The sequence below is a fragment of the Streptomyces sp. NPDC041068 genome, assembly GCF_040647455.1.
Taxonomy (GTDB): Bacteria; Actinomycetota; Actinomycetes; order Streptomycetales; family Streptomycetaceae; genus Streptomyces.
Map to the genome: position 1 here is coordinate 145,887 of NZ_JBEZCG010000007.1, position 19,980 is coordinate 165,866.

At 70.3% G+C, this 19,980-nt stretch carries 18 protein-coding genes; 5 read left to right on the forward strand and 13 right to left on the reverse strand.

Translation table 11 applies throughout. From position 1 onward, the window contains the following. The first annotated feature begins 36 nt into the window (after positions 1 to 36). Positions 37 to 237: a PspC domain-containing protein gene (locus AB0B50_RS17765; protein WP_362332091.1), complete on the forward strand. Its 201-nt coding sequence runs from the start codon at positions 37 to 39 to the stop codon at positions 235 to 237. Between the two features lie 81 nt (positions 238 to 318). Here AB0B50_RS17765 and AB0B50_RS17770 read toward each other — a convergent pair whose 3' ends face one another. Next, positions 319 to 738, reverse strand: a complete 420-nt coding sequence (locus AB0B50_RS17770) for an ATP-binding protein (protein ID WP_362332094.1) — start codon at positions 736 to 738, stop codon at positions 319 to 321. 166 nt (positions 739 to 904) lie between these two features. Beyond that, positions 905 to 2,074 carry an adenosine deaminase gene (locus tag AB0B50_RS17775; protein WP_362332097.1) on the reverse strand — a complete coding sequence of 390 codons (1,170 nt, stop codon included), beginning with the start codon at positions 2,072 to 2,074 and terminating at the stop codon, positions 905 to 907. 102 nt (positions 2,075 to 2,176) lie between these two features. On the opposite strand from AB0B50_RS17775, the gene AB0B50_RS17780 reads away from it, so the two are divergent. Continuing rightward, the gene (locus AB0B50_RS17780) at positions 2,177 to 2,941 is read left to right on the forward strand and encodes an alpha/beta hydrolase (protein WP_362332100.1); all 765 of its coding nucleotides are present in this window, start codon (positions 2,177 to 2,179) and stop codon (positions 2,939 to 2,941) included. 47 nt (positions 2,942 to 2,988) lie between these two features. Here AB0B50_RS17780 and AB0B50_RS17785 read toward each other — a convergent pair whose 3' ends face one another. Beyond that, entirely contained in the window at positions 2,989 to 3,990 is a 1,002-nt protein-coding gene (locus tag AB0B50_RS17785; protein WP_362332103.1) for a LysR family transcriptional regulator, read from the reverse strand. Between the two features lie 62 nt (positions 3,991 to 4,052). Between AB0B50_RS17785 and AB0B50_RS17790 the strand changes: the two genes are divergently transcribed. Together AB0B50_RS17790 and AB0B50_RS17795 are read left to right on the forward strand one after the other, a co-directional pair. Beyond that, positions 4,053 to 5,339: an MFS transporter gene (locus AB0B50_RS17790; RefSeq protein WP_362332106.1), complete on the forward strand. Its 1,287-nt coding sequence runs from the start codon at positions 4,053 to 4,055 to the stop codon at positions 5,337 to 5,339. Between the two features lie 192 nt (positions 5,340 to 5,531). Further along, positions 5,532 to 6,515, forward strand: a complete 984-nt coding sequence (locus tag AB0B50_RS17795; protein WP_362332109.1) for a sigma-70 family RNA polymerase sigma factor — start codon at positions 5,532 to 5,534, stop codon at positions 6,513 to 6,515. Here AB0B50_RS17795 and AB0B50_RS17800 read toward each other — a convergent pair. The 10 genes from AB0B50_RS17800 to AB0B50_RS17845 form a co-directional block, all read right to left on the reverse strand. Continuing rightward, entirely contained in the window at positions 6,426 to 6,794 is a 369-nt protein-coding gene (locus tag AB0B50_RS17800; protein WP_362332112.1) for an STAS domain-containing protein, read from the reverse strand. The two genes, AB0B50_RS17795 and AB0B50_RS17800, sit on opposite strands and share 90 nt — an antisense overlap. A gap of 48 nt (positions 6,795 to 6,842) precedes the next feature. Continuing rightward, positions 6,843 to 8,717, reverse strand: a complete 1,875-nt coding sequence (locus AB0B50_RS17805) for a DUF4157 domain-containing protein (RefSeq protein WP_362332115.1) — start codon at positions 8,715 to 8,717, stop codon at positions 6,843 to 6,845. Positions 8,718 to 8,883: 166 nt separating this feature from the next. Continuing rightward, positions 8,884 to 10,161 (reverse strand): thymidine phosphorylase, encoded by a 1,278-nt coding sequence (locus AB0B50_RS17810; RefSeq protein ID WP_362332117.1) that lies wholly within the window; start codon positions 10,159 to 10,161, stop codon positions 8,884 to 8,886. Between the two features lie 100 nt (positions 10,162 to 10,261). Further along, entirely contained in the window at positions 10,262 to 10,663 is a 402-nt protein-coding gene (locus tag AB0B50_RS17815; RefSeq protein WP_362332120.1) for a cytidine deaminase, read from the reverse strand. After that, positions 10,660 to 11,922 (reverse strand): ABC transporter permease, encoded by a 1,263-nt coding sequence (locus AB0B50_RS17820; protein ID WP_362332123.1) that lies wholly within the window; start codon positions 11,920 to 11,922, stop codon positions 10,660 to 10,662. The genes AB0B50_RS17815 and AB0B50_RS17820 overlap by 4 nt, the downstream gene beginning before the upstream one ends. Next, positions 11,919 to 13,076, reverse strand: a complete 1,158-nt coding sequence (locus tag AB0B50_RS17825; RefSeq protein ID WP_362332126.1) for an ABC transporter permease — start codon at positions 13,074 to 13,076, stop codon at positions 11,919 to 11,921. Before AB0B50_RS17825 ends, AB0B50_RS17820 begins: the two co-directional genes overlap by 4 nt. Then, complete coding sequence (locus tag AB0B50_RS17830) at positions 13,073 to 14,683, reverse strand: ABC transporter ATP-binding protein (protein ID WP_362332786.1); 1,611 nt, start codon at positions 14,681 to 14,683, stop codon at positions 13,073 to 13,075. Before AB0B50_RS17830 ends, AB0B50_RS17825 begins: the two co-directional genes overlap by 4 nt. Before the next feature lie 282 nt (positions 14,684 to 14,965). Then, the gene (locus AB0B50_RS17835; RefSeq protein WP_362332129.1) at positions 14,966 to 16,018 is read right to left on the reverse strand and encodes a BMP family ABC transporter substrate-binding protein; all 1,053 of its coding nucleotides are present in this window, start codon (positions 16,016 to 16,018) and stop codon (positions 14,966 to 14,968) included. Positions 16,019 to 16,367: 349 nt separating this feature from the next. Next, positions 16,368 to 17,420, reverse strand: a complete 1,053-nt coding sequence (locus AB0B50_RS17840) for a BMP family ABC transporter substrate-binding protein (RefSeq protein WP_362332789.1) — start codon at positions 17,418 to 17,420, stop codon at positions 16,368 to 16,370. A gap of 264 nt (positions 17,421 to 17,684) precedes the next feature. Further along, positions 17,685 to 18,968 (reverse strand): amidohydrolase, encoded by a 1,284-nt coding sequence (locus AB0B50_RS17845; RefSeq protein WP_362332792.1) that lies wholly within the window; start codon positions 18,966 to 18,968, stop codon positions 17,685 to 17,687. 282 nt (positions 18,969 to 19,250) lie between these two features. Between AB0B50_RS17845 and AB0B50_RS17850 the strand changes: the two genes are divergently transcribed. Beyond that, entirely contained in the window at positions 19,251 to 19,937 is a 687-nt protein-coding gene (locus tag AB0B50_RS17850) for a VOC family protein (protein ID WP_362332131.1), read from the forward strand. Positions 19,938 to 19,980 lie beyond the last annotated feature (43 nt).

A 19,980-nucleotide genomic window follows, 5' to 3' on the forward strand; every position in this document is an offset into this window, starting at 1 on the left:
GAAGCCTCACACCCACGGTTCGCGAAGGAGCCCGACATGACCGCCCTTGCCCGCCCCACCAACGGCCGGATGATCGGCGGAGTGTGCGCAGCCCTGGCCAAGCGCTTCGGCACCTCCGCGACGACGATGCGCGTGATCTTCGTGCTCTCCTGTCTGCTGCCGGGCCCGCAGTTCCTGCTCTACATCGCGCTGTGGGTCCTGCTGCCCTCCGAGAGCAAGGCCCGCCAGGCCTGGTGACCGACAGGCCATACCGCAGTACGCCGATGGGGCGCCCCTCCTTGTGAGGGGCGCCCCATCGGCGCATGTACGGGAAGAGAGTCAGACCATGCTGACCGGCAGGCCGCCGCCCGCGCCACCGACCGGCAGGCTGCTGCTGCTCACCGGCAGGTTGTCCGGGCTCACCGGCAGGCCGCCGAGCAGACCGGAGACCGGGTCGCCGCCGGGCGTGGGGCCGGCCTTGTCGCCCGCGAGACCCACCGCGGGGGCGGTCTGCTCGACGGTGGGCTTGGCGGTGCTCAGACCGCTGGCGAGGGCGTTCTGTCCGGCGGCCAGGGACTCGGGGGCACCGGCGGGCAGGGTCTTCGCGGCGTCCTCCAGCGGGAGCACGGAGGAGACGGTGCCGAGGGCAGCGGCGGCGTCGGGGACGGCGGGGGCGGCGTTCGCGGCACCGGCACCGGCGGCGGCGAAGGCGGCACCGAGGGCGGCGACACCGAGGGTCTTGGCGGCAGACTGCTTCATCTTCAATGCGTCCTTAACGTCTTTGCTGAGCGGTTTGCTTGGGGGGGGCTTTGAGCGGTTCAACGACCGTAAACAGCCCCGATCACGGGCCGCAAACAACGGAAAGCGGCCGGGAGTCGAGAACTCCCGGCCGCTGACGCCGTACGCAAAGGCGAACGAACTTCCGTCAGTTCCCGACAGAAGCGCTGGTCGAGACGGTCTGGCGGAACAGCCATTCGGACTTCAGCTCGGCATAGCCGGGCTTGATGACGTCGTTGATCATGGCCAGCCGTTCATCGAAAGGAATGAATGCTGATTTCATCGCATTGACTGTGAACCACTGCATGTCGTCGAGCGTGTAGCCGAAAGTGTCGACCAGGTGCTCGAATTCGCGGCTCATGCTGGTGCCCGACATCAGGCGGTTGTCGGTGTTCACCGTCGCACGGAAGTGCAGCCTGCGCAGCAGACCGATGGGGTGCTCGGCGTAGGACGTGGCGGCGCCCGTCTGGAGGTTGGAGGTCGGGCAGAGCTCCAGAGGGATCCGCTTGTCGCGCACGTAGGAGGCGAGGCGGCCGAGCTTCACGGTGCCGTCGTCGGCGATCTCGATGTCGTCGATGATCCGCACGCCGTGGCCGAGGCGGTCGGCGCCGCACCACTGCAGGGCCTGCCAGATCGACGGCAGGCCGAAGGCCTCGCCCGCGTGGATCGTGAAGTGGTTGTTCTCGCGCTTGAGGAACTCGAAGGCGTCGAGGTGGCGGGTGGGAGGGAAGCCCGCCTCCGCGCCCGCGATGTCGAAGCCGACGACGCCCAAGTCGCGGTAGCGGTTGGCGAGTTCGGCGATCTCCAGGGCGCGGGCGGCGTGCCGCATGGCGGTGAGCAGCGCGCCCACGCGGATGCGGTGGCCGTTCGCCTTCGCGCGGCGCTCGCCCTCGCGGAAGCCTTCGTTCACGGCCTCGACGACCTCTTCGAGGGTGAGGCCGCTCTCCAGGTGCTGCTCGGGGGCGTACCGGATCTCGGCGTAGACCACGCCGTCCTCGGCGAGGTCCTCGGCACACTCGGCGGCCACGCGCTTGAGGGCGTCCTTCGTCTGCATCACCGCGCAGGTGTGGGCGAAGGTCTCCAGGTACCGCTCCAGGGAGCCGGAGTCGGCCGCCTCGCGGAACCAGATCCCGAGCTTGTCGGGGTCGGTCTCGGGCAGGCCGTCGTACCCCGTCTCGCGGGCGAGGTCGACGATCGTGCCGGGGCGCAGGCCGCCGTCGAGGTGGTCGTGCAGGAGCACCTTCGGGGCGCGGCGGATCTGTTCGGCGCTGGGCGTTTCACGGTCCGTGTGACCGGTGGTGTGAGTCTGGCTCGTCATTTCGGCACTGTAGCCCCTACGCGCGTAGAACTCACTGGTCGATACGTAACAGTGACCCTGCGGACGGGTGGCGTACACCATGGCTTCTGACACTGTTCTGTCATGGCACAGCAAGGGACCGCGGGGCCGGCGGGCGCGGCCAGGCTCGGGCGCGTGATCGGGACGGCGCCCTCGGCGGTCAGCGGAGTGGTGCTCCTGCTGCCCGGCGGCACCGAGACCTCCACCCGCAAGCCCTCGCCGATGGCGACCGTCGGCGTGCGGGCACTGGGGCGCAGACTGGCCCACGACGGCCGCGAGGCAGGCCTCGCCACGCATGTCGTGCACTACCGCTGCCGGGGCTGGAACGGCGCGCAGGCGCAGCTCGCCCACGACACGACCTGGGCGGCGGACGAGATCGTACGTCTCTACGGCGACGTCCCCATCTGCCTGGCCGGAGTGGACATGGGCGGTCGTGCGGCGCTGCGCGCGGGCGGCCACGAAGCGGTCAACTCCGTTCTGGCGCTGGCCCCTTGGCTTCCCGAGGCGGACATGGCGGCGCCGCCGGAGCCGGTGAAGCAGCTCATGGGGCGGCGGGTGCTCATCGTGCACGGCACGAACGACGAGCGGACCGATCCCGAGCTGTCGTTCCGGCTTGCCGAGCGGGCCAAGAAGGCGAACCGCGACGTGTGCCGGTTCGAGGTGCACTCCGACGGGCACCGGCTGCATCAGCATCAGTCCGAAGTCCTGGCGCTGGCCTCGGACTTCGTGATGGGCGTGCTGTTCGGGACGGACTTCGCCCGGCCCCTGGAGGACGCCTTGGCGGCACCGCCGCCGCTGGGTCTGCGCATGCCGCTCGCCTCCGGCTTCGGTCAGTCGCTTCGACGGTGACCCCGCGGTGGGCCCGGCGTCGATCACCGGCTTCGCCGAGTTCGCCCTCAATCTCCCCCAAGCCCTTGAGGAGCGGGGAGGGACCCCCCTGACAAGCTCGAATGCAGCAGCTTGCCCTTCCGGCTCAGCAGGAACTCCTTGAACGCCGCCACCGGCGGTGTGTCCGGGTGGCCGCCCAGCCAGGCCACGCCGATCTCACGCACCGCCCGCTGGCCCGTCACGGTCAGCTCCACAACTCCCGGGCGGGGCACGGCCGGTGGGGGCAGGAGAGCCACGCCGAGGCCCGCCGCGACCAGGCCGCGCAGGGTCTCCGCCTCCTCCCCCTCGAAGGCCACGCGGGGCTTGAAGCCCGCCTCCTGGCAGAGGTCGTCCGTGATGCGCCGCAGGCCGTACCCGGGCTCCAGGGTCACGAAGGCCTCGTCGGCGGTCTCGGCGAGGCGGACGCGCTTGCGGGAGGCGAGGCGGTGGTCGTCGGGGACGACCAGGCGCAGGCGCTGCTCGTCCAGGCGGCGGGCGACCAGGTCGGGGGCGTCGGGCACCGGCGAGGTGAGACAGAGGTCGAGCTCGCCCGCGCGCAGCCGCTCCAGCATCGCCTCGCCGTAGTTCTGGACGAGGCTGAAGCGGATGCGCGGGTGGTCGGCGCGGAAGGCGCGGATCAGGCCCGGCACGGTCTCCGAGCCCATGGTGTGCAGGAAGCCGAAGGCGACCTTGCCGGAGGCCGGGTCGGCGTCCGCCCGCACCGAATCGGCGGCGCGCTCCACCTCGCCGAGCGCCCGCTCGACCGAGGCAAGGAAGGTGCGGCCCGCCGGGGTGAGCGAGACGGTGCGGCCGCGGCGCGCGAACAGGTCGACGCCGAGGTCCCTTTCCAGGCGTACGAGGGCGCGGGAGAGCGTCGACTGGGGGATCTGCATCTCCTGGGCGGCGCGCGTGACGTGCTCGGTGCGGGCGACGCCCGCGAAGTACGCGAGGCGGGGCGCGAGCAGCGTCACGATGTCCTCCGCGTCACTGTTCCGTGACAGGCGCTGCTGTGACCTCTGCTGATGCGGCATGGGAACGATTATGGCTTTTCCATGCATTGGACGCATCAAAAAGGTGGTCGTACGTTCATGGCATGCCTCCTGCCAGTAGCGGGGCGGCCGCCACCCATGCGGTCGCCCTCCCCCCGCCGTCCCCTTCCACCGACACACGCCTGACCCCCGGCGGGCCCGGCTACCGCCGCATGAGCTTCGCGCTCTTCCTCGCGGGCGTCGCCACCTTCGCCCTCCTCTACTCCACGCAGGCCCTTCTCCCCCTCGTCTCCGCCGACTTCGGCGTGAGCGCGAGCACGGCCAGCTGGACGGTGTCGGCGGCCACCGGCGCACTGGCCCTCTTCGTCCTTCCGCTCAGCGCCCTCAGCGAGCGCTACGGGCGGCGCGCGGTGATGACCGCGTCCCTGACCGTCGCGGTCGCGGTGGGGCTCGTCGTGCCCTTCGCCCCGTCGGTCGAGGTACTGATCGCGCTGCGCGCCGTGCAGGGCGCGGCCCTCGCCGGGCTCCCCGCGTCCGCGATGGCGTTCCTCGCCGAGGAGGTGCGGCCCAAGGCGCTGGTCGCCGCGATCGGTATGTTCGTGGCGGGCAACTCCATCGGCGGCATGAGCGGGCGCATCGTGACCGGCTGGGTCGCGCAGGCCTGGGGCTGGCGCGTGGCGGTCGGGGTCGTCGGCATCGTCGCGGTGCTGTGCGCCCTCGCGTTCCGCGCGCTGCTGCCCGCACCGCGGCACTTCACGCCCGGCACGCTGAGCCCCAAGTCCCTTGCGCGTACGGTGCGTACGCATCTGTCGAACCCTCTCCTGTGCCGTCTGTACGCGATCGGGGCGCTGTTCATGACCGTCTTCGGCGCGGTCTACACGGTGATCGGATACCGCCTCACCGAGGCGCCGTTCTCGCTCCCCCAGGGCGTCATCGGCTCGATCTTCCTCGTCTACCTCGTCGGTACGGTCTCCTCCGCGGCGGCCGGCAGGCTCGTGGCGCGGCTCGGGCGGCGCGGGGCGCTGTACCTCGCGGTGAGCACGACGGCGGGCGGACTGCTGCTCTCGCTCTCGGCCTCGCTGGTCCTCGTGCTGCTCGGGCTCGTGCTGATCACCGCCGGGTTCTTCGCGGGGCACGCGGTGGCGTCCTCGTCCGTGAGCCGTACGGCCACCACCGGGCGGGCCCAGGCATCCGCGCTCTACCAGTCCGCGTACTACCTGGGCTCCAGCGCGGGCGGCACGCTCGGCGCGGTCGCCTTCCACGCGGGCGGCTGGGCCGGGACGGTGGGGCTCGGGATCCTCGCGGTGCTCGGCGTCGTGTCGATCACGGTGTGGGGCTCGCACGCCGCGCGGACGCAGGAGCGGCGCGGGGTCGTGGCCGCCGCGCACTGACGGACTCGCCGTGTACTGACGGATTCGCCGAGCACTGACGCATTCACCGCGCGCCGACGGATTCACCGCGCGCCGACGGATTCGACCTGCTGTTTTTCCCACTCCGGGGGCCGTTGTCAGTGGGCTCCTGTAGCTTCCGAAGTGTCGGGCCTCACTCTCGGGCCCTTCTCGGAATCGCAGGGGTGGGTTGGGATGAGCGACGCCGCAGGGACGACGACCGATCTGGACGTCACGCTGGAGAAGCACCGGGTCGAACTGACCGGGTACTGCTATCGGATGCTGGGTTCGGCCTTCGAGGCCGAGGACGCCGTGCAGGACACGATGGTGCGCGCCTGGCGCAGCTTCGAGAAGTTCGAGGGCCGCTCCAGCGTCCGCTCGTGGCTGTACCGCATCGCGACGAACGTCTGCCTGGACATGCTGAACGCCGGCAACCGCCGCGCGCGCCCCATGGACCTGACCGCCGCCGCACCGCTGGCCCAGGCCGCGCTCACTCCGCGCCCGGACAACACCTGGCTGGAGCCGATGCCGGACGCCCGTGTGCTGCCGAGCCTCAGCGACCCCGCCGAGGCCGCGGTCGCCAAGGAGTCGGTGCGCCTGGCCTTCGTCGCCGCCCTGCAGAACCTGCCGCCCAAGCAGCGGGCGGTGCTCATCCTGCGCGAGGTCCTCGCGTGGAAGGCCAGCGAGGTCGCCGAGCTGATCGACACCTCGGTCGCCTCGGTGAACAGCGCGCTGCAGCGGGCCCGCGCCACCCTCGCCGAGCGGCCCGAGGACGACGCCGCGGTCTCCGACCCGCTGGACGAGGAGCAGCAGAAGCTCCTCGACCGCTATGTCGCCGCATTCGAGGGCTATGACATGGCGGCGCTCACCGCGCTGCTCGCCGAGGACGCCGTCATGACGATGCCGCCGTTCGACCTCTGGCTGCGCGGCACCGCGGACATCACGGGCTTCATGTCGACGATGGGCGCCCCGTGCGCCAACGGCCGCCTGCTGCCGGTGAACGTGAACGGCACGCCGGGCTTCGCGCAGTACAAGCCCGACCCCGACAAGGGCGGCTTCATGCCCTGGTCGATCCAGGTCATCGAGATCTCAGAGGGCCGTATCGCCGGCTTCCACTGCTTCCTGGACACCCAGCGGTGGTTCCCGCTGTTCGGGGTACCCCTCCATCTCGACGACTAGGCCGAGGAGTTCGACGAGGCCGACGAGCCCGAGCAGGGCCAGCAGGGCGGGGGTGGGATTCCTGAGGCGGATCCGGCTCCCTGCCCTGCGGGCGGCAAGCTGCAGACGGGCGATGACGTCGACGGTGGGCAGGTCGGCGGTGGTGACGGCGGCGACGTCGCAGATCACATCGCCGCCGGGCCCGTGCCGGGCCGTCGCGACCTGTTGGCACAGGGACGGGACATCGTCCGGGCCCAGGGGCCCGGCGATGCGGATGAGGTTCTCTTCGGAATCGGCCACGCAAGGATGACTCGCGGGGCCGGTGGAACTCATCGGTGCCTGCGGCGGTCAGGACTCCGTCGGCTGCTGCCGCTTGCGGACCCGCAGCGTCAGCGGGTTCACGAAGTCGCCGCGCCCGTTGTCGTACTGCTGCTCATGGAACGTCTGGCCCGCCCCTGAGCCGTACATGCGGAAGAACCACTTGCTGTTCCATTCGTTCTTCGCGTCCGAGAGCCGCTTGAACTCCTCCCCCGCCTTGGCGGCGCTTCCGGAGAGCTCGCGCAGCAGCTTGTTCAGGCGGTCCATGTCGAAGCCGGTGGGCGGCGTCTTGCCGCCGGGGCGGAGCAGCGGGATGGCGGTCTTCTTCTTGAACTCCTCCACCAGCTTGGGGAGAAGCTCCTGCAGCGCGTCCCCGGAGTTCGCGGTCCTGGTGTAGTTCTCCAGGGTGACGCGGTCCTGGCCGTCCGCGCTGAGCGCCGCGACGCCCGCGAAGTGGAAGCCCCAGATGTCCTGGGGCCGTTCCGTGGGGGTGGCGGACTCGGCGAAGTCCAGCTTGTCGCCCTGGCCCAGGGAGACCGTCGTGTAGCCCTCGCCGACCTCGGGGGCCGCGGCCTTGTTCACGCCGAGGTCCGCCGACGCCGCGTCCATCTCGTCGGGATGCTCGCGCAGGGCGCCGCCGTACCGCTGCGGGACGGTTTCCTCCGGTGCGTCGACGCGGTCGGCGAGTTCACCCGCCACGGAGTCCGCGGTGCTGTTCCCCCAAGGCCTGACGCCGCCCGTCAGGACGACGTCCGTCTGCCTGCCGCCGCCCATCAACTCCCGTGCCACGTCGATGCATTCGGACTTCATCAGGTTCGCGAAGCCCGACTCGGAGTTCTTGGGGTTCTCCCTCGTCCTCGGCTGGACCCGCACGAGTTCGACGCCCTGGCGCGGGTCGGACGGGTTCTGCACGGAGATCCGCGCTCCGCGCGCCTCCAGGGTGTAGTTGCTGCCGGCGTCCGTCAGTGCCTGGTTGCTCGCCGCGAGGACGCCGGGCTCCGCGTAGAACTCCTTCGGTTCGCGCTCGGTGTCGTGCACGGCCAGCGTGCCGTCTCCCGCGACCCTCAGGGGCAGTCCGAGCTCCCCGGCGGGCAGTTGCTGCCCGGTCTCCTCCTCCACGTCCTGCTGGAACGGGTCGTGGGTGCGGGCCCCGAGGTGGTCCACCGAGTGCTTCGAGACGCGGTCCGGGTCGGGGACGAGGACGCCCTGCGGTGACTGCGACTCGAAGTAGGGGCCCTCGCCCTGCTCGCTGACCAGGCTCTTGACCCGGCCGGAGGCGTAGCGCTGGATGCCGGTGCGCTGGATGCCGCCGGTGGGGGTCGCGTCGGACTCCGGGGCGGCCACCACGGGTGCGTCGCCCGTCAGCGCGCGGTGGGCGTTGGCCTCCGCCTCGCGCTCGAACCGGTCGGAGGGGTCGGAGACCTTCAGGCCCGCGCCGTTGTCGGTGCCCGCGACCGGGCCCTTGCGCTGCTGGATGACGTGGGTCAACTCATGGGCGAGGGTGTGCCGGTCGGCCCCGCCCTCCCCTATGACGACATGGCTGCCTGAGGTGTAGGCACGGGCGCCGACCTCCGCCGCCGAGGCCTTCGCCGCGGCGTCGCTGTGGATGCGTACGTCGGAGAAGTCGGCGCCGAGCCGGGCCTCCATGTCGGTGCGGGTCGCGTCGTCCAGGGCCCGCCCCGGTGAACGCAGCACGTCGTGCACGGCCGAGCGCTGCACCTGCGGCTGCTCGCCCGCCCATGCGTGCCCGGACCGGCGCAGCAGCTGGACGACGGCCGCGTTGCCCGCGGCGTGCTGGAGGGCGAGGAGTCCGGCGGGCGGTGCCGAGTCCTGGACGGCATGCCGCGGGGCCGGGCCGCGGACGGGCCCGGCCCCGGCGGCCCGGCTGTGTTCGTGGTCGTGCAAGGTGGCTGCCCTTCCCGCGCAGGATGCGACTCATCCCTGCATACGCGGAATGCCCCTGCCGGGTCCAGGTACGGAAGGGCAGACCGTGCCCTGAAAGGGGCGCGGGGAACTGCGCGATCAGCCACGGACAACCCGCAGTCGGCGTACCAGAACCGCCGCCGAGCTCCTAGCCGATCCGGTCCAAAACGATCGGCGTCGCCGAGAACTCCGTCCCCGCGGGAGCGATGTCGAACGCCCCCTCCACCGACTCCAGCGCGTACGCGAAGCGCTCGGGCGTGTCCGTGTGGAGGGTCAGCAGCGGCTGGCCCTCGGTCACGGCCGCCCCCGGCTTGACGTGGAGTTCGACGCCCGCCCCCGCCTGCACCACGTCCTCCTTGCGCGCACGACCCGCGCCGAGGCGCCATGCCGCGACGCCGATGTCGTACGCGTCGAGGCGGGTCAGGACGCCGGACGACGGCGCCGTCACGACGTGCTTCTCGCGGGCCACCGGCAGCTTCGCGTCCGGGTCGCCGCCCTGTGCCGCGATCATCCGGCGCCACACGTCCATCGCGGAGCCGTCCGCGAGGGCCTTCGCCGGGTCGGCGTCCTTCAGGCCCGCCGCGTCCAGCATCTCGCGGGCGAGCGCGAGGGTCAGCTCGACGACGTCCGCAGGACCGCCGCCCGCGAGGACCTCCACCGACTCCCGTACTTCGAGGGCATTGCCCGCGGTCAGGCCGAGCGGGGTCGACATGTCCGTGAGCAGCGCGACCGTGCGGACGCCGCTGTCCGTGCCCAACTCGACCATGGTGGAGGCCAGTTCGCGGGCGTCGTCGAGGTTCTTCATGAAGGCGCCGGTGCCGACCTTCACGTCCAGGACCAGCGAGCCCGTCCCCTCGGCGATCTTCTTGGACATGATCGAAGAAGCGATCAGGGGGATCGCCTCCACCGTGCCGGTCACGTCGCGGAGCGCGTACAGCTTCTTGTCGGCGGGGGCCAGGCCGTCGCCCGCCGCGCAGATGACCGAGCCGACGCCGTCGAGCACGTTCAGCATCTCCTCGTTGGAGAGCAGGGCGCGCCAGCCGGGGATGGCCTCCAGCTTGTCGAGGGTGCCGCCGGTGTGGCCGAGGCCGCGGCCCGACAGCTGCGGCACGGCCGCGCCGCACGCGGCGACCAGCGGGGCGAGCGGCAGCGTGATCTTGTCGCCGACGCCGCCGGTGGAGTGCTTGTCCGCCGTGGGGCGGGACAGGGACGAGAAGTCCATGCGCTCGCCGGACGCGATCATCGCGGCCGTCCAGCGGGCGATCTCCTTGCGGTTCATGCCGTTGAGCAGGATCGCCATCGCGAGGGACGACATCTGCTCGTCGGCGACCGCGCCGCGCGTGTACGCGTCGATGACCCAGTCGATCTGTTCGTCGCTGAGCTCGCCCCGGTCGCGCTTGGTGCGGATGACGGAGATGACGTCCATGGCATGTCCTTCCAGCAGATACGGCGTCGTACCGGATCGACTCTACGCGCATAGAGCGGAGGTGTGGAGAAGGCCCCCGTCAACGGACGGGGGCCCGGCTTCAGTTGAGGTGCTGCGGGCCGAACGCGTCGGGGAGCATGTCGCCCAGGGTCCGGATGCCCGACGGCGTCTCCAGGAGGAGTTCCGCGCCGCCGAACTCGTAGAGCAGCTGGCGGCAGCGGCCGCACGGCATCAGAATGTCCCCCTTGCCGTCCACGCAGGTGAAGTGCGTGAGGCGGCCGCCGCCCGTCAGCTGGAGCTGCGAGATCAGACCGCACTCGGCGCACAGGCCGAGGCCGTAGGAGGCGTTCTCCACGTTGCAGCCGGAGACGGTCCTGCCGTCGTCGACCAGTGCCGCGGCGCCGACCGGAAAGCCCGAATAGGGCGCGTACGCGCGGGACATGGCCTCGCGCGCGGCCTCCCTGAGGGTGTCCCAGTCGGTGTCCGCGGCAGCAGTCGTCACTTGCCCTGTCCCTTTCGGTACGGCATTCCGTCCGCCTTCGGCATCCGCAGCCGCTGGGCGGAGAGCGAGAGGACCAGCAGGGTCACCACGTACGGAGTCGCGGTGACGACCTGGTTGGGCACCTCGTCGGTCAAGCCGTACCACAGGAACATCAGCGCGGAGACGGCCGCGGTGATCACCGCGGGGACGTACCGCTTGCGCCAGGCCAGGTAAATCGCGCCGATGACCAGCAGGATCGCCAGGAGCAGCAGGAGTGCGTGCACGTTCGTGCCGCCACCCCGGAGCTTCAGGCTGTCGGTGTAACCGAACAGGCCCGCGCCCAGCGCGAGTCCGCCCGGCATCCAGTTGCCGAAGATCATCGCGGCGAGGCCGATGTAGCCGCGGCCGCCGGTCTGGCCCTCCAGGTAGATGTTGGAGGCGACCAGCGAGAGGAAGGCGCCGCCGAGACCCGCGAGGCCGCCGGAGACGACCACGGCCAGGTACTTGTACTTGTAGACGTTGACGCCGAGCGACTCGGCGGCGATCGGGTTCTCGCCGCAGGACCGCAGGCGCAGACCGAAGGAGGTGCGCCACAGGATCCACCAGCTCAGCGGGATCATCGCGACGGCGACCACGGTGAGCGGGGAGAGGTTGGTGATCAGACCGCCGAGCAGGCCCGCCAGGTCCGAGACCAGGAACCAGTGCTTGCCGTTGAGGTCGGAGAGCCAGTCGGAGAGCCCCGGCACGGAGAAGGTGCCGAGCGATTCGACGGGCGGCGACTGCTTGGACGTACCGCCCTCCTCGCCCTCGAAGGCGAAGGTGGAGAGGTAGCGCGTGGCACCCAGGGCCAGGATGTTGAGGGCCACACCGGAGACGATGTGGTTGACGTTGAAGGTGACCGTCACGATCGCGTGCAGCAGACCGCCGAGCGCACCGCCCAGGACACCGAAGAGGACGCCCACCCACGGGCCCCACTGGAAGCCGGCCCAGGCACCGAACCAGGTGCCGAGGATCAGCATGCCTTCGAGGCCGATGTTGACCACGCCCGCGCGCTCGGCCCACAGGCCGCCGAGGCCCGCGAGGCCGATCGGCACGGCGAGTTGGAGGGCCGTCGACATCTGACCGGTGGAGGTGATGCCGTCGGCGCCGGTGATCATGCGGACCACGGAGGTCAGGACCAGGACGCCCGCGATGATCAGCAGCAGGACGGGGAGCGAGACGCGGCGGCGGCCCGGCGCGGGCTGCTTGGCCGAGGGCTTGGCGACGGTTGCCGTGCTCATCGGGCAGCCACCTCCTTCACGGAGTCGTTGTTGCCGTTGTTGCCGTTGCCGGCGCTGGGGGCCTTGGCCCGTGCGGCGGCGGCCAGTTCCTCGCCGACGCGCTGCTGCTGACGGCTCAGGCCCCAGCGGCGCACGGCCTCGTAGGAGACGACGACCGCGATCACGATGAGGCCCTGCATGATCACCGCGATCTCCTTGTCGTACGGCTCCGGCTGGGCGTAGTCGAGGGCGGGCGACGCCTTGTCGAGGAAGGCCCAGAGCAGTGCGGCGAAGGCGATGCCGACCGGGTTGTTGCGGCCGAGCAGGGCGATGCCGATGGCGGTGAAGCCGAGGCCCGCGGGGAAGGAGAGGCTGTAGGTGTGGGTGTCGCCGAGCAGGATCGGCAGGCCCGCGAGGCCCGAGACCGCGCCGGAGATCAGCATCGCGCTGAGCACCATGCGCTTGGCGTTGACGCCGCTGGCCGCGGCGGCCGACTCGGAGGCGCCGGTGGCGCGCAGGTCGAAGCCGAACCGGGTGCGATTGAGCACCAGCCAGTACAGGACACCCGCGAGGACCGCGATGACCACGAAGCCGTAGATCTCGCCGCCCGCCACCTTGATGCCGGGGAACCAGCCGGACTTCTCCATCACGCCGGTCGTCTGGTTGTTGCCGACCGGGACGCCGAAGTTCTCGGTGAGGGTGAGGTAGGCGATCACGCTCGTCGCGATGGCGTTGAGCATGATCGTGGCGACCACCTCGCTGACGCCGCGCGTGGTCTTCAGGATGCCCGCGATGCCGGCCCAGAAGGCGCCGGTGAGCATGGCGACCAGCATGAGCATCGGGATCTGCAGGAAGGACGGCAGCGCGACGTGCGCGCCGACGACGGCGGTGACCATCGCGGCGAGCCGGTACTGGCCGTCCACACCGATGTTGAACAGGTTCATGCGGAAGCCGATGGCCACCGCGAGGGCCGCCAGGTAGTACATCCCGGCCTGGTTGATGATCAGGACCTGGACGTCGGAGAAGGTGGCCTGCTCCAGCATCAGGGTGTACGGCTCGATCGGGCTCTTGCCCGAGGCGAGGAGCACGACCGAGGTCAGCGCCACGGCCGCGATCAGCGCGATGACCGGTCCGGCCACCGCGAGGAGCAGACGCTCCTTGTCGAACTTCTTCATCGGGCCTCGTCCTCCGGAGTCTCCGGGCCTTCTTCTACGTGCTCGAGGTGGCCGGAGGCCGCGCCCGTCATCGCCGAACCGAGCTCCTCGGGCGTGATCGTGGCCGGGTCGGCGTCCGCGACGAGCCGTCCGCGGTAGATGACGCGGAGGGTGTCGGAGAGGCCGATCAGCTCGTCCAGGTCCGCGGAGATCAGCAGCACGGCCAGGCCTTCGCGGCGGGCCTCGCGGATCTGGTCCCAGATCTGCGCCTGCGCACCGACGTCCACACCGCGGGTGGGGTGGGCGGCGATCAGGAAGCGCGGCTTGTGGCTCATCTCGCGGCCGACGATCAGCTTCTGCTGGTTGCCGCCGGACAGCGAGGCGGCCGTCACGTCGATGCCGGGGGTACGGACGTCGTACTCCTCGACGATGCGGCGGGTGTCGGCCTGGGCGCCCTTGAGGTTGAGCCAGAAGCCCTTCGCGTTGGGCTTCTCGGTGACGTGGCCGAGGATGCGGTTCTCCCACAGCGGGGACTCCAGGAGGAGGCCGTGGCGGTGGCGGTCCTCGGGGATGTAGCCGATGCCGTCCTCGCGCCGCTTGCGCGTGGGGTGTCCGGTGATGTCCTCGCCGGCCATGCGGATCACACCGGAGTCGGCGTGCTTGAGGCCGATGAGCGCGTCGATCAGCTCGGTCTGGCCGTTGCCCTCGACACCCGCGATGCCGAGGACCTCGCCCTCGTGGATCGTGAAGGAGATGTCGTCGAGCAGCGCGCGGCCCGACTCGCCCTCGGCGAGCAGCTTGAGGCCCTCGACCTGGATCATCGCGCGCTCGGTGACCGTCGACTCCGCCGTCTCGGGAGTGGGCAGCTCGCTGCCCACCATCAGCTCGGCGAGCTGGCGCGGCGTCGTCTCGGACGGGATCGCCGTGCCGACGGTCGTGCCGCGCCGGATGACGGTGATGTCGTCGGCGACGGAGAGGACCTCGCCGAGCTTGTGCGAGATGAAGATGACGGACAGGCCCTCGGACTTGAGCTCGCGGAGGTTGTCGAAGAGCGCGTCGACCTCCTGCGGCACGAGCACGGCCGTGGGCTCGTCGAGGATCAGCGTGGTGGCGCCGCGGTAGAGGACCTTGAGGATCTCCACGCGCTGCCGGTCGGCGACGCCGAGGTCCTCCACGTACGCGTCGGGGCGCACGCCGAGGCCGTAGCGGTCGGAGATCTCCACGATCTTGCGGCGGGCCGCGCCGCCGATGCCGTGCAGCTTCTCGCTGCCGAGGACGATGTTCTCCAGGACGGTCAGTTGGTCGGCGAGCATGAAGTGCTGGTGCACCATGCCGATGCCGCGGGCGATGGCGTCCGCGGGGCTGGAGAAGGCGACCTGTTCGCCGTCGACGGTGATGGTGCCCTCGTCCGGCTTCTGCATGCCGTAGAGGATCTTCATCAGGGTCGACTTGCCTGCGCCGTTCTCGCCGACCAGGGCGTGCACGGTGCCCTTGTGGACGGCGAGGTGGATGTCGTGGTTGGCCACGACGCCCGGGAAGCGCTTGGTGATGCCGCTGAGCTCAACGGCGGTGCCACCGCGGGCGGTTGACGCCTTGGCGGTGGGCGGAGGGCTGGTGGACGCGTCGATGGCGCACTCTCCTCGGGGGCCGGAAGGCCTGAAGGGCCGGAGGGAAAGGGGCCGCCTACGCGCGCAGTGCCCCTGCTATGAGGGGAGGTTCCTGGACGGGACACTCCCCGGGGGGACGTTCCGTGAGCCGGAAAGCCCCTGGTGGATCCGAACTTCCCGGCTCTCGCGGGACGTTGGGGTGTGGTCCGCGCGAACGGGGCGCGGGTGAACCATCGTCCCCCACACCCCGTCGCACGAGAATCACGCTGCCGTCACGGCAGTCGGATCGGTCTGCCGACGCCGTTACGGCGTGGTCTTGACCTTGATCTTGCCGTCCTTGATGCCGGCCTCGGCCTTCTCCAGCGCGGCCTGGACGTCCTTCATCTTCATGAACTCGGGGTTCGACTCGGCGAGCGCGACGCCGCCGGACTTGAGGTCGGCGCGGACGACACCGCCCTTGGCGTTGCCCTTCTCGACGGCCTTCGCGAGGTTGTAGACGGAGCCCGCGACGTCCTTGGTCGCCGAAGTCAGGATGTACTTCTTGTACTTGGCGAGGGCGTCCTGCTTGTACTGGTCGGAGTCGACGCCGATCGCCCAGACCTTCTTGGCTGCGGCGGCCTCGATGACGCCCTGACCGGAGAGGCCCGCGGCGTGGTAGACCACGTCGGCGCCCTTCTCGATCTGGCCCTGCGCGGCGGTCTTGCCCTTGTCGGGGCTGGAGAAGCCGCCGTCCTCGGCCTTCTCGGTCAGGTACTGCTTGACGACCTTGACCTTGGGGTCGGTGTCCTTGACGCCCTGCGCGAAGCCCGCCTCGAACTTGTGGATGAGGGGCACGTCCACGCCGCCGACGAAGCCGACGGTCTTCGACTTGGAGGCCTTGGCAGCGGCGACGCCCGCGAGGTAGGACGCCTCCTGCTCGCTGAAGACCAGGTCGGAGACGTTGTCGGCCTTGACGGTCTCGTCGTCGACGATGCCGAAGGTGGTCTTCGGGTACTTCTCCGCGACCTCCTTGATGGCGGGCGCGTAGGCGTAGCCGACGCCGATGACCGGGTTGTAGCCCTGCTTGGCGAGCTGCGTCAGGCGCTGGGTCTTGTCGGCGTCCGACTCGCCGTCGACGGGCTCGACGGCCTTCTCGCCGGTCTTGAACTCCTTGGCGGCCTTCTTCATGCCGACGGTCGCGGCGTCGTTGAAGGACTGGTCGCCGGCGCCGCCGACGTCGTAGGCGATGGCGACGCCCTTGTTCTTGTCGTCCTTGCTCGCGGCGGCGTCGCTGGACGTGCCACCACAGGCGGAGACGGTTACGGCAAGCGCGGCGGTCGCGGCGCCCGCGACAGCTATTCGAGACACCCGGCGCATAGAGACGAACTCCTTGAGTCAAGCAAGCACAAGCAAGTACAAGCACGTACGGGCGCCTCACCCGGCGCCGATTTCGCCGCAGCGTAACGCGCGTAGACCTGACATAAGAACCCTTCTGTCCGGTCCGTTATCGAGCTGTGGCCACGAGGCGTACGGCGGATGTCAGGGGTGAGAACACGCCAAAGGCGCCCCCTTCAACAGAGGGCGCCCAGGTGGCAGAAGGAGTGCTACGTACAACCTTGATCCACGTAATACGTACAACCCGAGCGGGGGTGGTACGTACAACTCGGGACGGGTCGGACCGGCACCGAATTGTGGGGATTTCCCTGCGGGTCTCTCCAGAGGTTTCCTAGGGAGTCGTCCTCACCTTCACCTTGCCGCTGACGATGTCCTCCTCGGCCTTGTCCACGGCGGCGACGACGTCCTTCATCGCGGTGTACCTCGGGTTGGAATCGGCGAAGCCGACGCGGCCCGACTTGAGGTCGTAGCGCTGCTCGCCCGTCATCGGGTCGCCCTCGACGACCGACTTCGTCAGGTCGTACACCGCGCCGCCGACGTCCTTGAGGGCCGAGCCGAGGATGTAGTCCTTGTACTTGGCGAGGGCCTTCTGCTGGTACTGGTCGGAGTCGACGCCGATCGCCCAGACCTTCTTCGAGCCCGCCTCCTGGATGACGCCCTGGCCCGAGAGCCCCGCGGCGTGGTAGATGACGTCGGCGCCCGCCTCGATCTGCCCGCTCGTGGCGTTCTGCCCCCGGTCCGGGCTGGAGAATCCGCCCTCCTCGGGCTTCTCGGTCAAATAACGCTTCTCGATTTTGATCTTCGGGTTGACGGACTTCGCGCCCTGCACGAATCCCGCCTCGAATTTATGGATGAGCGGAATGTCCACGCCCCCCACAAATCCGATGTGTTCGGTCTTGCTCGCCTTGGCGGCTGCGACGCCCGCGAGATAGGAGCCTTCCTCTTCGTGGAAGACCAGGTCCGCGACGTTGTCCGCCTTCACGGTGTTGTCGTCGATGATCCCGAAGGTGGTGTCGGGGTACTTCTTCGCCGCGGCCTCCACCGCCGGGGCGTAGACGAAGCCGACCCCGACGACGGGGTTGTAGCCCTGCTTGGCGAGCTGCTCGATGCGCTGGTTCTTGTCGGCGCCGGACTCGCCGTCGCCCGGCTCCATGTCCACGCCGCCGATCTCGAAGTCCTTGCGCGCCTTCGAGAAACCCGCGTACGCCGCGTCGTTGAAGGACTGGTCGCCCTTGCCGCCGATGTCGTAGGCCAGGCCGATGCCCTTGTCCTTGTACGACGAGCCCGCGGAGCCCGTGTCCTTGTCGTCGTCCTGCGACGCCTCGTTGCTGGTCTTGCCGCAGCCGGCCGCGGCGAGGGCGAGGACTGCGAGGGCCGCGGCGATACGGGTGGCGTGAGTGGCGCGCGTGGCACGAGTTTTCCGCGTACGAGATGGTCGAGATTTCCGAGAGAGACGACGCACAGGAAGCACCCCTTGATCCCCAACGCGCCGCGTACGGCGCTGATTTCGGCGCACATTAACGCGCGTAGAAAGGGAGGGGAACGGTTTCTCCAGGTGCCGTTACCTCTTCGTGCTTTTCCTGGCAGGAGCCGATTGCGTCCGCGTGAACGGGGCGGGCACAACCGGCTCTTTCGCCCTGTCTCGCCGCTAGAGTCCCGCGTCCAACAGGGCGGCGGCGGTGAAGAGTTCGACGCCTACGGTGATGGCGGACTCGTCCGCGTCGAAGTCTCCCTGGTGAAGGTCGCGGACGGCGCGCTCCCCCGGCCTGCGCACGCCGAGCCGGGCCATGGCTCCGGGCACGTGCTCCAGGTACCAGGAGAAGTCCTCGCCGCCGAGGCTCTGTTCGGTGTCCTCGACGGAGAGCGGGCCGCGCCGCTCGGTCATGGCGTCCCGCAGCAGGTCGGTGACCGCGGGGTCGTTGACGACGGGGGGCACCCCGCGCACGTAGTTGATCTCGGACTTGGCGCGGTAGAGGTCGGCGACCTCCTGGACCGCGCCGTGCACCAGGTCGGGCGCCTCCCGCCAGGCCTTGAGGTCGAGGCAGCGGACGGTGCCGGAGAGTTCGGCGTGCTGCGGGATGACGTTGCAGGCGTGGCCCGCCTCGATGCGGCCCCAGGTCACCGAGAGGCCCGAGCGGGCGTCGGCCCGGCGGCCGACCAGGGCGGGGACTTCGGTGGCGACCCTGGACACGGCGGTGACGAGGTCGGTGGTGAGGTGCGGCCGCGCGGTGTGCCCGCCGGGCCCGTCGAGCGAGACCTCCAGGCGGTCGCAGGCGGAGGTGATGGGGCCGTGCCGCAGGCCGATGCGGCCGGCGTCGACGCGGGGGTCGCAGTGCACGGCGATGATCTTCCCTACGCCGTCGAGGACGCCTTCCTTGATGGCGTCGGCCGCGCCGCCCGGCAGGACCTCCTCCGCGGGCTGGAAGACGAGCCGCACCGGAAAGGGCAGCCGGCCCTGCTTCGCCAGCTCGGCGAGGACGAGTCCGGCGCCCAGGACGACGGTGGTGTGCACGTCGTGCCCGCAGGCGTGGGCGCGGTCGGGCACGGTGGAGCGGTACGGCACGCCGACCTTGGTGTCCGGGATGGGCAGCGCGTCGATGTCGGCGCGCAGGGCGAGCATGGGCCGTACGCCGTCCCTCCCCCGCGCTGTCGACCCCGCTCGAGCAGGGGAGACCCCGTTCCCGATGTCACAGACGAGCCCCGTACCAATGGCGAGCACACGGGGCGCCAGGCCCGCCTCCTCGAGCCGGGCCTTGAGGGCCGCGGTCGTACGGAACTCCTGGTTGCCGAGCTCGGGGTGCATGTGCAAGTCGCGCCGGAAGGCGACGAGTTCGGCACGCAGCGCTTCGGGCAGCGCGCCGGGAAGCGTTTCCGCGGGAGCGGACTCCGTTCCGGGCACGTCGTCGGACACCTCTTCGGACGCACGGGACATCAGTTGGTTCACCCTCTGAAGGGTAGGGCGACGTACGGGCCAACTGGCCCACGATCAACAAAAGTTCAGCCCGATAGGGGAAGAAATTGTGGCCGCGTGGCGCATGACCCTTGGTCGCGATGGGTAAACTTTTATGCCATCACGGGGGATGCGGATGCCGTCCGACACCTGTAAGAGGCGAAGGTCACCGCCGTCGGCAGGGGCGGCCGGGCAACCGTACGGGTATCCACTCCGGCACGTTCTCACCCCACGCAGCGCTGTGACGAGAGGGAGCATGCCACGATGGCCGCGTACGGGTTCTGCTGGATGGACCTCAAGACCCATGATCTGCCCGGCACCGCCGCCTTCTTCTCGGCGGTGATGGGCTGGGACTTCGCGGTGGACGAGGACGACTGGCGCAAGGCCACGAAGATAGCGGTCGGCGGGCGGTGGATCGGCGGCGTGAGCGACCTCGCGAACCCCGTCCATCCGCCGGGGACGCCCGCCCACATCGCCTACTACCTGGCGGTCGACGACGCCGACCGCCGCGTGGCCGCCGCCACGGAGCGCGGGGCGCAGCTCGTCGTCCCGCCCTTCGACGCCGGCGACCAGGGCCGCATCGCCGCGCTGATCGACCCGGTGGGCGCCGCGTTCGCCCTGTGGCAGCGGACGGAGGACGCCGGGTGGGACGTCCCGCCGGGCACGCCTGGAGCCCCGTACCGCATGACCCTCTCCTGCGAACAGCCGGACATGGCACGGCAGTTCTATACGGAGGTGGCTGGCGCGCCACTCGCCCACGCCGACTTCCTCCCCGCGGACGCCGCCGACGGGGCCCCGCAGTGGGAACTGACGGTGGGCGTCGAGGACCTGGCCGGGGTCGTCACCCGGGCACGCGAGCACGGCGGGGGTACGACGGAACTGGTCGGCCCCGGCGCACGACTGAGCAGCGCGGAGGGGCTGACGGTGGTGGTCCGTCCCCTGGAACCGTGAACCCGAACGGCGTCGGAGTGCGGTGAGGCCCGCGGCCGGCGTC

Excerpts from the sequence above, each read along its gene's own strand:
- AB0B50_RS17850 (WP_362332131.1), top strand. The coding sequence starts at position 19,251 with ATGGCCGCGTACGGGTTCTGCTGGATGGACCTCAAGACCCATGATCTG.
- AB0B50_RS17765 (WP_362332091.1), top strand. The coding sequence starts at position 37 with ATGACCGCCCTTGCCCGCCCCACCAACGGCCGGATGATCGGCGGAGTG.
- AB0B50_RS17820 (WP_362332123.1), bottom strand. The coding sequence starts at position 11,922 with ATGAGCACGGCAACCGTCGCCAAGCCCTCGGCCAAGCAGCCCGCGCCG.
- AB0B50_RS17775 (WP_362332097.1), bottom strand. The coding sequence starts at position 2,074 with ATGACGAGCCAGACTCACACCACCGGTCACACGGACCGTGAAACGCCC.
- AB0B50_RS17795 (WP_362332109.1), top strand. The coding sequence starts at position 5,532 with ATGAGCGACGCCGCAGGGACGACGACCGATCTGGACGTCACGCTGGAG.
- AB0B50_RS17845 (WP_362332792.1), bottom strand. The coding sequence starts at position 18,968 with ATGTCCCGTGCGTCCGAAGAGGTGTCCGACGACGTGCCCGGAACGGAG.
- AB0B50_RS17785 (WP_362332103.1), bottom strand. The coding sequence starts at position 3,990 with ATGCCGCATCAGCAGAGGTCACAGCAGCGCCTGTCACGGAACAGTGAC.
- AB0B50_RS17780 (WP_362332100.1), top strand. The coding sequence starts at position 2,177 with ATGGCACAGCAAGGGACCGCGGGGCCGGCGGGCGCGGCCAGGCTCGGG.
- AB0B50_RS17770 (WP_362332094.1), bottom strand. The coding sequence starts at position 738 with ATGAAGCAGTCTGCCGCCAAGACCCTCGGTGTCGCCGCCCTCGGTGCC.
- AB0B50_RS17810 (WP_362332117.1), bottom strand. The coding sequence starts at position 10,161 with ATGGACGTCATCTCCGTCATCCGCACCAAGCGCGACCGGGGCGAGCTC.
- AB0B50_RS17825 (WP_362332126.1), bottom strand. The coding sequence starts at position 13,076 with ATGAAGAAGTTCGACAAGGAGCGTCTGCTCCTCGCGGTGGCCGGACCG.
- AB0B50_RS17790 (WP_362332106.1), top strand. The coding sequence starts at position 4,053 with ATGCCTCCTGCCAGTAGCGGGGCGGCCGCCACCCATGCGGTCGCCCTC.
- AB0B50_RS17835 (WP_362332129.1), bottom strand. The coding sequence starts at position 16,018 with ATGCGCCGGGTGTCTCGAATAGCTGTCGCGGGCGCCGCGACCGCCGCG.